Source organism: Brevundimonas sp. FG128 (assembly GCF_057809775.1).
In genome coordinates, this window is the sequence record NZ_JBMDKP010000003.1 from 314,006 (window position 1) to 327,101 (window position 13,096).

The window sequence follows — 13,096 nt, forward strand, 5'->3', positions numbered from 1 at the left end:
CGCAAGACGGGCGTCAATACGTGTTGGTTTTCGGGGGCTTGGAGTTCAGATCGCAGCCCGCTTCAGCGTCACCAGGGCCTGGTCGATCAGGCGGGCGTCGCCGACGGCCAGAACCTGACCGCCATCGTCCGGCGCCGCGCCGCGCCAGTTGACGACCTTGCCGCCGGCGGCCTCGATCACGGGGACCAGGGCGGACCAGTCCCAAGGCTTGAGATTGGTCTCGGCGACAAGGTCCATCTTGCCGGCCGCCACCATGGCATAGGCGTATGCGTCGCAGCCCAGGCGAGCCAGGCGGGCGGTCGCGCGCACCTGGGTCCAGGCGCCCAGTTCGGCGCCGTTGAAGATGTCGGGGTCGGTGGTCGAGATGACGGCGTCGGTCAGTTTTTCGCACGCGCGCACGGCGAGCGGCGTCTCGGCCTCTCCGCGCAGCAGGCGGGCGCCGGACGGGCCGCCGATGAAGATCTCGTCCAGATAGGGCTGGGAGATGACGCCGACCGTGGGACTGCCCCCCGCGCGCAGGGCGATCAGGGTAGTCCATAGCGGCAGGCCCGAGATGAAGGCGCGGGTGCCGTCGATGGGGTCCAGCACCCAGACGTGCTCGGCGTCGGGTCGGTCTTGCCCATATTCTTCGCCGATGACCCCGTGGTCGGGATAGCGTTCGGCGATCAGGCGGCGGATGGCCGCCTCTGCCTGTTTGTCGGCCTCGGTGACCGGGTCGAAACCAGCCGCCCCGCCCTTGTCCTCATGCCCGATGTCGGAGCGGAAGAAGGGCAGGGTCACGCGCGCGGCTTCATGCGCCAGTTCGATGGCGAAGGCTTCGTATTCGGTCATGCGGCTCCCTTACCGTGCTTTCGCCGGCTTGGGCGCCCCTGGTCATCCTTGGTCGCCTCAGGTCGGCGCGCCGTCGGCGTGCAGGGACTTGGCCAGGTCGAGCAGGCGACGACGCGGCCGTTCGTCCAGCTGATAATAGGCCTGGATCAGGTCCAGGGTTTCCTTGCGCGAGAAGACCTCGCCGCCCTTGGGGGGAGAGGCTTCGCTGTCCAAGGCCTCGGCCAGGCCGTCGTAGAAATAGCTGACGGGCGTCTCCAGCGCCTCGGCCAGCTGCCACAGGCGCGCGGCGGAGATGCGATTGGCGCCGCATTCGTATTTCTGAATCTGCTGGAAGCGGATGCCGACCTGCAGCGCCAGCTTCTGCTGCGTCAGGCCCAGAAGGCGGCGACGGCGGCGCAGGCGGCGGCCCAGGTGAAGGTCGATGTCGGTGGGCATGGCCCGATATCCTCGTCTCACGCGCTGTCCCGATGCGGGACGGCTCGCGTCGAAGGCGGCAATCGCCGTGCCGGATCGCGTCAGAGGGGAGTTCGCGCTTATCGAAGAGGTTTGCGTCGATGACGCAACCGTATGGGCCGAACTGCATTTACTGCAACAGCTTGGCTTTTACAGGAAGGAACTAGGCATGGGTTTGGGAATCATTGGTTGGCTCGTCATCGGCATTGTCGCCGGTTGGTTGGCTGAAAAGGTCATGGGTCGTAATCACGGCCTGATCACAAATCTGATCGTCGGCGTCATCGGCGCCCTGATCGGCGGCTTCATCGCCGCCAACGTCTTCGGCACCCCCGTGGGCGGCTTCAACTTCGTGACGCTGATCGTGGCGTTCCTCGGCGCCTGCTTGCTGCTGTTCCTGTTGGGACTGGTCAAGCGTCGCGCCTGATCTTCGGATCAGATGAATGAAAAGGGCGGCTCGCAAGAGCCGCCCTTTTTGTTGCCTGGAACCTGGCGCCTGGAGTGGGGCGTCCCAGCGCCGGATCGGGCGCAAAGAAAGGGGCGGTCGGGAAACCCGACCGCCCTTGTCTACGCCTGACGGCGTTCAGCCTTACTGCGGCTCAGTCGGCGCCGGTTGCGCTTCACCAGCCGGCGGGGCGGCGGGATCGGTCGTCATCGACGGGTCAGCCGGTTCCGACATCGGCGCCGCCGGCTCGGAAGTCGGAGCCGGGGTCGTGGCCGGTGCGGCGGCAGGCGGGGCGCCGGCGATCGGCGAGGCGGCGTCGAACTCGGCCTTGGTGTAGGCGACGACGACGCCGGCGCCTTCCTGGCGGATGCCGCTCAGCGGCACGGCGCGAAGCTGGCCGTCGGCGCCGCGAACCGTCAGTTCCTGCTGGCCGGCGGCGTTGGACTGAACGCCCTCGAGCTTGCCCAGTTCACCGTCAGGACCGCTGACGCTGGAGCCCGGATTCAACGAGAGGGAGGGCTGCGACGGCGCAGCGGCAGCCGGAGCCTCTGCGGGCGGGGTCGCTTGAGCGGGCATTGTCTCTTGCGCCAGAGCCGGCGCGGCGGTCATGAAGGCGGCGGCTGCGCCAGCCAGAAGAGCGGTCTTGATGGTCATGGGAGATCGTCCCCGGTTACGCGAGCCCGACGCCCGCACCAGACCAAACTCGCGGTGTTACGGAATGTTTCACGCGCCCCGAAATGACCCCAGGTGCGCCCCAGTTGGACGATTCTTGGTCTATGTTCGGGCGACCGTGATTCGAAAGGCCACGCTTGTCCCGCCAGACTGTCCATGCCCCCGGCCTGCTCCGCCGCCTTCTGGGACTGGCCTATGAGCTGACGCCGCAGGTGTTCGCCGTCCTGGCGTTCGGGGCGGGCGCCCTGATGCTGGCCTCGGCGGTGACGCCCGAGTTCGACGGTCGGCTACGCCAGCTGACCGGCGTGGTGTCGCCGGTGCTGATCGACCTGTCGCATTTCGTGGCCAGTATCGCGGGCTTCCTGCTGATGATGTTGTCGGCGGGTCTGTGGCGGCGTCGGCGCGGCGCCTATTGGGCGGCCCTGCTGGTGCTGGCGGTCGGGGCCGTCTTCTCGGTGCTGAAGGGGCTGGATTGGGAGGAGGCGACGGACCTCGTGATCGTCGCGGCGCTGCTGGCGCCCTGTCGCACGGCCTTCAATCGGCGGTCGCGCCTGAGCGAGCCCCTGCGACCCAGCTGGCTGCTGCTGCTGATCGCCGTGGTGGGGGCCATGCTGTGGCTGGGCTTCTTCGCCTATCGCGACGTGGCCTATAATGACGAGCTGTGGTGGCGTTTCCTGACGGATCGGCAGGCCTCGGGCTTCCTGCGCGCGGGTCTGGTGCTGGCCATACTGACGCTGGTCGTGGCAGGTCGGTCGCTGTTGAGCTCCCCCGGCGCCCACAGCCACGGCCCGGCCGGAGCAGACGAAATCGAGCGCGCCAAGGCCGCCTTGAACCAGGCCGATTCCGCCCCGCCCGAGGCCTGGCTGGCCATGCTGGGCGACAAGGCCCTGATGTTCAGCCCGTCAGGCCGCAGCTTTCTGGCCTATCGCGTGCGGGGCCGGCGATGGATCGCCATGGGCGAACCAGCAGGGCTGAAGCGCGAGCGCCGCGAACTGCTGTGGACCTTCGCCGAGACGGCCGACAGCTACGGCGGGGCCGCCGTCTTCTATTCCGTCGGCGAGGATGTGCTGGGCGATCTGGCGACCATGGGCCTGGCCGTGCGCAAGGTCGGCGAGACGGCGGTGATCCCGGTCGCGGACTTCTCGCTGGAGGGAAAGCCCAAGCAGAACCTGCGGACCGCCGTCAATCGGGCCGAGCGGGAAGGGGCCTCGTTCGAGGTCCTGCCGCCCGGATCGGTCGGACCGATCGCGGATCAGCTGAAGGCCGTGTCGGACGCCTGGCTGGCGACCCATGCCGGGGGCGAGAAAGCCTTTTCGCTGGGCCGGTTCGATCCGGCCTATCTGGACCTGACGCCCCTGGCCGTGGTGCGACAGGAGGGACGGATCGTCGCCTTCGCCAATCTTCTGACCGCGCCGGACGAAGCGGCGGTCGATCTGATGCGTCACCACCCCGACGCGCCGCCCGGCGTGATGGACTATCTGTTCATCCGCTGCGCCCAATGGGCCAAGGATCAGGGGCTGGCCGACTTCGACCTGGGCCTGGCCCCGCTGGCCGGGCTGGAGGATCGGCGACTGGCGCCGGTGTTCGCGCGGGTCGGCGCCCTGGTGTTCGACGAGGGCGGGGCGCTTTACGGCTTCCAGGGGCTGCGCAGCTACAAGGCCAAGTTCGCGCCGGACTGGCGCTCGCGCTTCATCGCCGCCCCGGCCTCGACGCCCCTGCCGCTGGCGCTGCTGGACGTGGCGCTGCTGACCAGCGGCGGTTGGCTGGGCATGCTGGGTATAAGAAAGATCTAGGCGCGGCTCAGGTCAGCAGGGCCTTCAGCACGCCGTCCAGCACCGGCCGCCCCCTCGCGGTCGCGACCAGCCGTCCGTCCGTGAGCGACAGGAAGTCGTCAGCGATCAGGTCCGCCGCCGGCGCACGCTCGGGCGACAGGCCGAGATGCGACAACAGATCGACCGGCGCGCCCTCGGTCGTGCGAAGGGCCAGCAGTAATCGCTCCTCGGCGGCGCCGGGGGGGTCAAGGGTCTCGCGTTCGGCCCAGGGCGCCCCGCCTGCGACGCCCGCGACATAGTCCCCGATCCGCCGCTGGGCGACGGTCGCGGTCCTGACGCCGTCCAGCGTCAAGCGGCCGTGGGCGCCGGGGCCGAGACCCAGATAGTCGCCGCCGCGCCAGACATGCAGATTGTGCGACGACCGGGCGGCCGGGCCGCGCGCGTGGTTCGACACCTCATAGGCGTCGAAGCCGGCGGCCGAGAGCACGGCCTGGGTGGTTTCATAAAGAGAGGCGGCGCGGTCCTCGTCGGGCGGGGTCAGGGTTCCGCGGGCGAAGGCCCGGCCGAAGGCGGTCATGGGCTCTATGGTCAGCTGATAGGGCGAGACGTGCTCGAACCCCAGGTGAAGGGCCGTGGTCAGTTCGGCGGCCCAGTCGGCGGGCGTCTGATCCGGCCGCGCGTAGATCAGATCGATGGACAGGCGATCGAAGGCGCGGTGGGCCAGATCGACCGCGCGCAGGGCCTCGGCCGCCGAATGGTCGCGACCCAGAAAGCGCAGGGCGGCGTCGCCCAGCGCCTGGACCCCCATGGACAGGCGATTGATCCCGGCCTCGGCCAGGGCGGCAAACCGGCCGGCCTCGGCGTCGGTGGGATTGGCCTCGAGCGTGATCTCGATATCGCCGGCGGGCGCAAACAGGTCCCGCGCCGTCGCCACGATGCGCGCGACGGCCTCTGGGGCCATCAGCGACGGCGTGCCCCCGCCGAAGAAGATCGACGCCAGTCGTCGCGGGCCGGTCAGAATACGCTGCGCGCGCAGATCGGCCAGGATCGCCTCGACCAGACCGGCTTGCTCATCGCTACGCCCCCGGTCGCGCACGACGTTGAAATCGCAATAGGGGCAGATGCGCGCACAATAGGGCCAGTGGACGTAGAGGCCGACGCCGGTCCCTGGATCGCGGGGATCAGTCAATCAGGGCGGCCTTCAGCTTGGCGAAGGCGCGGGTGCGGTGGCTGATGGCGTCCTTGGCCGCCGGCTCCATCTCGCCGAACGTTTGATCGCCGCCGTCGGGAATGAAGAGCGGGTCGTAGCCGAAGCCCCGGTCCCCGCGCGGCGGGAAGGTCAGTTGACCATGAACCTCCCCCTCGACCACCACACAGGGTCCGTCGGGCCAGGCGACGGCCAGGGCCGAGGTGAACCAGGCGGTGCGGTCGATCGCGCCGATCTCTTCCAGCCGCTGCTCGACCTTCGTCATGGCGACGGCGAAATCCTTGCCCGGTCCGGCCCAGCGCGCGGAGAAGATGCCCGGCGCCCCGTCCAGGGCCGCGACCGACAGGCCGGAATCGTCGGCCAAAGAAATCTCGCCCGACAGCTGGGCCGCGTAGCGGGCCTTCAGCATGGCGTTGCCGGCGAAGGTGGTCTCGGTCTCGTCCGGCTCGGGCAGATTCAACTGGCCTGCGGTGACGATCTCGTAATTTCCACCCAGCAAAGCCGAGATTTCCGGGACCTTTCCGGGGTTGTGGGTGGCGACGACGAGCCGCATCCCCTTGATAAGTTTGAGAGTCATCGACGATCACGCCCCTGAAACAGTCTATTGCCAAAGTTTAATATCGTTAAACGATATGTAACGTGCCTTTTCCGTCCGCACGGCCTATCTATTGATCGTCAGGAACGAGGTCGCAACGTTCATGGCTTCCGCGAAAACGGAAACGATCATGCGATTAACAAATGCAAAGGGCGATAATCGCCCAAACAGGAAAGACGGAGAACCATTATGCATACGATGAACACCTCGCTGTGGCTCGACAAGGTCGGCGCTGCTTTTGTCAGCACCGTTCTGATCGCCGCCCTGCCGACCGCCCTGGTCGCCATCCTTATCCAGGCCCTGTGATCCTGTCCCTTTCGATCACGAGAGCTTTGACGATCTGCATGAAGACCGCGATGTATAGAGCCGCGCGCGGGTTCGCCGGACCCCGCGTGGCCATCGCCCCGCTTCCTCCGGCCTGAGATCACCAAGACCATGCGCCTGCCTACGCCGCGAAATCCGCTGAAGCGAGGCGAGGCGCGTTCTCCGAACTGGCTGGGCGCGATGCGCGAGCCGCTGAGGGGGCCCTTGCGGGCGATGGGACCGGGCTCGGTCTCCAGCATGCTGAAGGTGGTGCTGGACGTCGCCTACATCCTGCTCTGGCTGATCACCGGCCTGCTGTTGCTGTTGGTGGTCGCCGCGATCTTCATTCCCCTGGACAATGTGAACATCACCGTCAGCGGCGATTTCGGCGGCCGGCAACTACCGTTGACGCGCACCCTGCTGCTGTTCGGCCTGGGTGTGGCGACCGCCTATTTCGGCGGCTTCATGCTGATCCTGCGCAGCCTGCGTCGCATCATTCGCACCCTGACCATGGGCGACCCCTTCCAGCCGGACAATGTGCGCCGCCTGCGCCAGATCGGCCTGACCTTGGCGGTCGTGACCGGCGGCGTCTGGGTGGCGCAAGGCTTCGTCGCGTCGCGTCTGGCGCCCGGCGTGATGGACCCGCAAGGGTTCGGCGAACTGCTGACCCCGATCTTTTCCGTCCTGATCGTCTTCGTGCTGGCGGAGGTGTTCCGCGAGGGCGCGCGTCTGCGCCGCGAATCCGAACTGACGATCTGAGCTGTTTCGAATAGGATTCCCGTATGGCCATCCGCGTCCAGCTCGACCGCGTCCTCGTCGAACGCCGCATGTCGTTGACCGAACTCGCGGACCGGGTCGGGGTGACGGTGGCGAACCTGTCGATCCTGAAGACGGGCAAGGCGCGCGCGGTGCGGTTCTCGACCCTGGACGCCCTGTGTCGTGAACTGGACTGCCAGCCCGGCGACCTGCTGGCGCATGAACCGGGTCCCGGCGACACCATCGAGGACGACGGCGAGGCATGAAGCGAAAGGGCTCCAGCCGCGACGAGAACGGGTTGACGCCCGAAGACCGCCGCATCTGGAGCCGCATCACCGGCACCGTGGCGGTGCCCAAGGTCCGCAAGGCCGCGCGTGTGACGCCTGGCGCTGAACCGCCGCCGCAGATCGTGGTCACGCCCATCGATAGGCCGCGGCCCCTGGCTAAGTCGTCGCCAAAACGCGCGGTCGCGCCCTCGGCTATCGAAAAGCGCGCCTCGACGCCGCGCCCCAAGCCGGCGCCCGAGGATCTGGAGCCTCGGCGCAAGCATCGGCTGTCGCGCGAGCGCGATCCGATCGAGGCGCGCATCGATCTGCACGGCTTCGGCCGCTTCGAGGCCGAGGATCAGCTACGCGGCTTTCTCATCTCGTGCCAGGCGCGCGGGATGCGGGCGGTGCTGGTCATCACGGGGCAAGGCCGGATGGGCGGCGGCGTGATCCGTTCGGCCTTTGGGGAATGGATGCATTCGCCGGCCCTGCGCGGCGTGGTGTCCGGCTTCACCGTGGCCCATCAGCGCCACGGCGGAAACGGCGCCTTCTACGTCACCCTGAAACGTCGGACCTGACGCCAAAAGAAAAGGCCGGACCCGCGCTGGCGGACCCGGCCTTTCAGAAACAGCTTGGCGTCGACTTACTTGGCGGCGATGGCGCCGGCCAAGATCACGCCGATCTGCTTGCCCATATGGTCCGACAGGGCCTGCGCATCCCATTCATCATAGGCGGCGCGGCGATAGTTCGACAGATAGGCGTCCCAGATCAGCTCGACCAGCAGGCGGATGTCCGCGTCCTGGCTCAGCTCGCCCTTGCCCACGGCGTCCTGCAGGATGCCGCCGATGGCCAACAGCAGGTTCTTGGTCGCGGCGCGCGCCCGCATCTCGGCGGCCAGCGGCTGGAACCACGACCGGGCGACGATCGCCTGGAACAGGGGCAGTTGGTCCAGCGACGAATGGTAGCCGGCGCTGAGGGCGCTGACCAGACGCTGGCGAACCGGTTCGCCCTGCGGGGCGGCGGCCTCGACCACTTCGGCCAGACGGGTCATGTCTTCCGTCAGGACGGCCTCGAACAGTTCGGCCTTGTCCTGGAAGTTGGCGAAGACGGCCCCGGTGGACATTCCGGCGCCCTTGGCGATGTCGCGGATGGTGGCGGGCTCGTAGCCGCGCTCGGCGAAGAGCGAGCGGGCGGCGTCCAGCACCTTTTGTCGCGTGCGGATCTTGGCGGCCTGACGTCGATTGAGACGAGGTTCGGCGGTGAGGGTGGCGACGGAATCAGTCATGAAATCAGGCTTTTACTCTACTTTAAGTCTCGGACGAGAGGGGAGGGTCCAAACGACTTCAGGTGAATATCTCGGCCCGATGGCGGGACGGACGGGCGCTGCTGCTCTCGACAGTGAGGAATACAGAAGCCGCGCTTGCATCACGGAACCATGACGAAAATGGGTCCGCAGGACGGCGGGCAGCGCTCAGCTGGGGTCGAGCTGGGCCAAACCTTCCGTTCGACGCAGGGCGCGGCTGGGGCGATTGCGGCGTTCGACAGGCGTCGCCGCCTGGAAGGCTCTGCGGAACTGGTCGCGGCGTTCGTGGATCGAGGCCAGCACCAGACCCATGGGCACGCCCAGATCGACCAGGGTGTTTTCGGCCAACTGCAGGCTGGCCTCGGTCGTCTCCGGCACCGCATCGGTGACCCCCAGCGCGTACAGCCGCATGGCGTGCTGGTCGTCGCGCGCGCGGGCGATCAGGATCAGGTCGTCGCGCATCGAGCGTGCGGCCGCGACCACCTCGTCCACCTTGCCGGGGGCGTCCATGGTCACGATCAGGGCGCGCGACGACCGGACGCCGCAGTGTTGAAGCATCTCCCTGCGACCCGCGTCGCCATAGAAGACGTCGAACCCGTCCCGCCGTCCGGCGGCGACCACGCCCGGATCAGTGTCCAGGGCGATAAAGGTCTGGTGGTGTTCTCTCAGCATGTCGCCGATCAGCCGGCCCACGCGGCCGAAGCCGACGATGATGACGGCGCCGTCCATCGCCTCGGGCGCGGGAAGGTCGGGCAGGTGTTCGCCGTCCACCGCCGTCTTTCGCGCCAGCCTCTGGCCCAGCATGGCCAGCAGAGGAATGGAGAAGATGCTGACCGTCGCCGACAGGGCCACGGTATTGGTCAGGGCGGGCGGCGCGATCCCCTCCACCAGGCCGGTGGAGAAGACGACGAAGGCGAACTCGCCCGCCGGCGCCAGCACCAGGGCGGTCTCCAGCGCCGGCCGCGCGCCCAGGCCCCACAGACGCGCCAGGGTGAAGATGACTCCGGTCTTTACCACGGTCAGCAGCAAGGCCAGGCCGAAAACGCCCATGGGATCGGCGGCGATGGCGTCCAGGTCCAGGCCCAGGCCGACGCCGACGAAGAAGACGCCCAGCAGTAAGCCCTTGAACGGCTCGATCGAGACCTCGACCTCGCGCCGGAATTCGGTCTCGGCCAGCAGCACGCCCGCGACCAGGGCGCCGATGCTCATGGACAAGCCGCTGGCCTGGGCGGCGAGACCGGCCCCGACCACGACCAGCAGGGATGCTGCGACGAACAGTTCGCCCCCCTGATCGGCCTTGCGCGCCTTGGCCACCGACCGGAACATCGGCCGCAGGACGACCCGGCCCAGCAGCACCAGAAGCCCCAGGCCGATGGCCGCCGGAACCAGGGTGAACAGCGACCGGCCCAGCACCGTCGGGTCCAGCGCCCCGCCCTGCTGCGCCACGGCCGCCAGGACGGTGACGGTGATCAGGATGGGGGCGACGGACAGGTCCTGGGCCAGCAGGATGGCGAAGGTGGATCGACCGACCGTCCCTTTAAGTCGTCCCCGTTCGGCCAGGACCGGCATGACCACGGCCGTCGAAGACAGGGCCAACCCCATGCCCAGCACCGCCGCACTGGCGAGCGTTTGGCCCATCAGCAGGAAGCCGCAGGCCAGAACCGCCGTACAGGCGGCGACCTGCATCAGACCCAGGCCGAACACCAACCGTCGCATCGCCCGCAGCCGCTCCCACGACAGCTCCAGCCCGATCATGAACAGCAGGAAGGCGACCCCCAGTTCCGACAGCTGGGCCAACTGGCCCGGATCGCCGATGGTCAGCCACGAGAGCCAGGGCGCGGCCTGGGCGAACCGGCCCAGGCCATCGGGTCCCAGAAGGACGCCGGCGGCGAGGAAACCCAGCACCGGACTGATCTTCAGACGGTTGACCAGCGGTACGATCACCCCGGCCGCGGCCAGGAAGACCACCAGATCCTTGTAATCGCCGCCGCCCGATCCGTGCATCCGCCCTCGCCTTCGCCTTATCTGACCCTGATCCACGCGTCGTGGCGAGAGGTCGCACGGCTTTCATGAACTTTTTTTAAGGCGACTCCTCTTGGCGCAGGTTTACGGTTCGCGCCGACCCGTCCGTCCGGGGGCGGCTTCCAGGATTCAGTGATGAAAAGACTGCTTATCGGGGCCGCCGTCGGCGCCCTTCTTCTGCCCGCCAGCGCCTTCGCCCAAGACGTTGATCACGACCACGCCTGCCTCGACGAGACCTGCTCCATCGTCTCGCTGTTCTCGGGAGAGGAGACCGCCGCCGGCTGGAAAGGCACCGAGGCGCCCCGTTACGGAACCTGGGGCTTCGACATGGCCGGCCGCGACACCTCGGTGAAGCCGGGCGATGACTTCTTCCAGTACGCCAACGGGACCGCGCTGACCAAGCTGGAGATTCCGTCGGACCGCACCAGCTACGGCTCGTTCGCCCTGCTGCGCGAACTGTCCGACAACCGCATGAAGGAGCTGGTCCTGGGTCTGGCCGGTCGCAACGACCTGACGCCGGGCTCGGACGAGGCCAAGGTGGCCGACGCCTATCGCTCCTACATCGACGAGGCCCGCGTCGAGCAACTCGACGCCCAGCCGCTGCAACCCTATCTGGCCGCCATTCGCGCCGCAGACAGCCGTGACAAGATGGCGGTCTATATGGGCCAGACCATGGGCCGCTTCGGCTCGTCCTTCTTCGGCACGGGCATCACCATCGACGCCAAACAGCCGACCCGCTACGTCGTCTCCACCGGTCAGTCGGGTATCGGCCTGCCCAACCGCGACTACTATCTGGACACCCGCTACGCGGACAAGAAAGAGAAGTATCAGGCCTATGTCGGCCGGATGCTGGAGATGATCGGCTGGGCCAACCCGACCGAGACCGCCGCCGAGATCGTGGCCATGGAGACCAAGATCGCCGAGGCGCACTGGACCCCGGTCCAGAACCGCAACCGCGACGAGACCTACAACGAGTTCACCATCGCCAAGCTGGCCGAAGATGCGCCCGGCTTCGCCTGGCAGCCTTATTTCGACGCCGCCGAACTGGGCGGCGTGCCGCGTCTGATCGTGCGTCAGGACACGGCCCTGCCCAAGATCGCGGCCATCTACGCCGAGACGCCGGTCGAACTGCTTCAGGCGTGGGAGGCCTTCCACACGGCCGACGACATGGCGCCGCTGCTGTCCAAGCGCTTCTCGGACGCCCAGTGGGAATTCCGTTCGCGGGATCTGTCCGGCCAGCCCGAACAGCGCACGCGTGAAAAGCGCGCCATCTCCTTTGCTGAAGGCTCGCTGGGCGAGGCGACGGGCCGGCTCTATGTCGCCCAATACTTCCCGGCTGACTCCAAGGCCAAGATGGAACAACTGGTCGCCAACCTGCGCACCGCCCTCTCGCACCGGATCGACAACCTGACCTGGATGGGCGCGGAGACGAAGGCGGCGGCGCAGGAGAAGCTGCGCAAGTTCACCGTCAAGATCGGCTATCCGGACAAGTGGCGTGACTATTCCGGTCTGGAGGTTCGCGCCGACGACCTGGTCGGCAACGCCGAGCGTCGCGGCCTGTTCGAGTGGAACTACGATCTGGCGCGCCTGAACGAGCCGGTCGACAAGACCGAGTGGGGCATGACCCCGCAGACGGTAAACGCCTACTACAACTCGGCCAATAACGAGATCGTTTTCCCGGCGGCCATCCTGCAGCCGCCCTTCTTCGATCCCAACGGCGACCCGGCGGTCAACTACGGCGGCATCGGCGGCGTGATCGGCCACGAGATCGGCCACGGCTTCGACGACCAGGGCTCCAAGTCCGACGGCGACGGCGTGCTGCGCAACTGGTGGACGCCTGAGGACAAGGCCAAGTTCGACGCCCTGACCACGCGCCTAGGCGCCCAGTACGACACCTATGAGCCGCTGCCCGGCTATCACATCCAGGGCGGCCTCACGATGGGCGAGAACATCGGCGACGCCTCGGGCGTGGCGGTGGGTCTGGAGGCCTATCACCTGTCGCTGAACGGTCAGCCCGCGCCGGTGATCGACGGCACGACCGGCGACCAGCGCTTCTTCTACGGCTGGGCCCAGGTCTGGCAGTCGAAGTACCGCGACGAGGCGCTGAAGCAGCAGGTCGCCACCGATCCGCACTCGGCCGCCCAGTTCCGGGTCATCGGCCCGCTGCGCAACGTCGACGCCTGGTACGACGCCTTCGACGTTGAGCCGGGTACGAAATACTATCTGACGCCCGACGAACGCGTTCGCATCTGGTAAGGTCGAGGCATCGCCGAACGGAAAAGGCCGGGGTTCGCCCCGGCCTTTTTCATATCGACAATCGCCTGCAGAAACCTCGACATCGCATCGACAATCTGTCGAGGTTTTTCAGAGGTCGTGTCTGGATTCCAGACGCGAAAAAGCCCGCTGCGGGGGATACATCGCAGCGGGCTTTCGCGCTCTTTGAAGAGCGGACGTTTCCTCCCCGAAACGCCTTC

The 13,096-nt window shown here is 67.5% G+C and carries 13 protein-coding genes; 6 read left to right on the forward strand and 7 right to left on the reverse strand.

Annotated features, from left to right (window positions below; translation table 11 throughout):
* Positions 1-45: 45 nt before the first annotated feature.
* Both hisN and ACODSC_RS10015 read right to left on the reverse strand, forming a co-directional pair.
* Positions 46-831 (reverse strand): histidinol-phosphatase, encoded by a 786-nt coding sequence (gene hisN, locus ACODSC_RS10010; RefSeq protein ID WP_488813748.1) that lies wholly within the window; start codon positions 829-831, stop codon positions 46-48.
* A 57-nt stretch (positions 832-888) separates the two neighbouring features.
* Positions 889-1,266, reverse strand: a complete 378-nt coding sequence (locus ACODSC_RS10015; protein WP_488813749.1) for a helix-turn-helix domain-containing protein — start codon at positions 1,264-1,266, stop codon at positions 889-891.
* 187 nt (positions 1,267-1,453) lie between these two features.
* Between ACODSC_RS10015 and ACODSC_RS10020 the strand changes: the two genes are divergently transcribed.
* Positions 1,454-1,708: a GlsB/YeaQ/YmgE family stress response membrane protein gene (locus ACODSC_RS10020; protein WP_488814060.1), complete on the forward strand. Its 255-nt coding sequence runs from the start codon at positions 1,454-1,456 to the stop codon at positions 1,706-1,708.
* Between the two features lie 162 nt (positions 1,709-1,870).
* On the opposite strand, the gene ACODSC_RS10025 is transcribed toward ACODSC_RS10020, so the two are convergent.
* Complete coding sequence (locus ACODSC_RS10025) at positions 1,871-2,380, reverse strand: hypothetical protein (RefSeq protein WP_488813750.1); 510 nt, start codon at positions 2,378-2,380, stop codon at positions 1,871-1,873.
* 155 nt (positions 2,381-2,535) lie between these two features.
* On the opposite strand from ACODSC_RS10025, the gene ACODSC_RS10030 reads away from it, so the two are divergent.
* The gene (locus tag ACODSC_RS10030; RefSeq protein ID WP_488813751.1) at positions 2,536-4,191 is read left to right on the forward strand and encodes a phosphatidylglycerol lysyltransferase domain-containing protein; all 1,656 of its coding nucleotides are present in this window, start codon (positions 2,536-2,538) and stop codon (positions 4,189-4,191) included.
* Between the two features lie 7 nt (positions 4,192-4,198).
* On the opposite strand, the gene hemW is transcribed toward ACODSC_RS10030, so the two are convergent.
* Both hemW and rdgB read right to left on the reverse strand, forming a co-directional pair.
* A complete protein-coding gene (gene hemW / locus ACODSC_RS10035; RefSeq protein WP_488813752.1) occupies positions 4,199-5,359 on the reverse strand; it encodes a radical SAM family heme chaperone HemW in 1,161 nt (386 codons plus the stop codon).
* Entirely contained in the window at positions 5,352-5,954 is a 603-nt protein-coding gene (gene rdgB / locus ACODSC_RS10040) for an RdgB/HAM1 family non-canonical purine NTP pyrophosphatase (RefSeq protein WP_488813753.1), read from the reverse strand. The genes hemW and rdgB overlap by 8 nt, the downstream gene beginning before the upstream one ends.
* 453 nt (positions 5,955-6,407) lie before the next feature.
* Here rdgB and ACODSC_RS10045 point away from each other — a divergent pair, with 453 nt between their 5' ends.
* From ACODSC_RS10045 to ACODSC_RS10055, 3 genes are read left to right on the forward strand one after another with little or no spacing between them, the layout of a single operon-like run.
* Entirely contained in the window at positions 6,408-7,034 is a 627-nt protein-coding gene (locus ACODSC_RS10045) for a DUF2975 domain-containing protein (protein ID WP_488813754.1), read from the forward strand.
* A gap of 23 nt (positions 7,035-7,057) precedes the next feature.
* Positions 7,058-7,297, forward strand: a complete 240-nt coding sequence (locus ACODSC_RS10050) for a helix-turn-helix domain-containing protein (protein ID WP_017504942.1) — start codon at positions 7,058-7,060, stop codon at positions 7,295-7,297.
* Positions 7,294-7,875, forward strand: coding sequence for a Smr/MutS family protein (locus ACODSC_RS10055; RefSeq protein WP_488813755.1), 582 nt, complete (start codon positions 7,294-7,296; stop codon positions 7,873-7,875). The genes ACODSC_RS10050 and ACODSC_RS10055 overlap by 4 nt, the downstream gene beginning before the upstream one ends.
* A gap of 65 nt (positions 7,876-7,940) precedes the next feature.
* On the opposite strand, the gene ACODSC_RS10060 is transcribed toward ACODSC_RS10055, so the two are convergent.
* Together ACODSC_RS10060 and ACODSC_RS10065 are read right to left on the reverse strand one after the other, a co-directional pair.
* Positions 7,941-8,582, reverse strand: a complete 642-nt coding sequence (locus ACODSC_RS10060) for a TetR/AcrR family transcriptional regulator (RefSeq protein ID WP_488813756.1) — start codon at positions 8,580-8,582, stop codon at positions 7,941-7,943.
* Positions 8,583-8,768: 186 nt separating this feature from the next.
* Positions 8,769-10,604 carry a cation:proton antiporter domain-containing protein gene (locus tag ACODSC_RS10065; protein WP_488813757.1) on the reverse strand — a complete coding sequence of 612 codons (1,836 nt, stop codon included), beginning with the start codon at positions 10,602-10,604 and terminating at the stop codon, positions 8,769-8,771.
* Positions 10,605-10,757: 153 nt separating this feature from the next.
* Here ACODSC_RS10065 and ACODSC_RS10070 point away from each other — a divergent pair, with 153 nt between their 5' ends.
* Positions 10,758-12,878, forward strand: coding sequence for a M13 family metallopeptidase (locus ACODSC_RS10070; RefSeq protein ID WP_488813758.1), 2,121 nt, complete (start codon positions 10,758-10,760; stop codon positions 12,876-12,878).
* Positions 12,879-13,096: the final 218 nt, after the last annotated feature.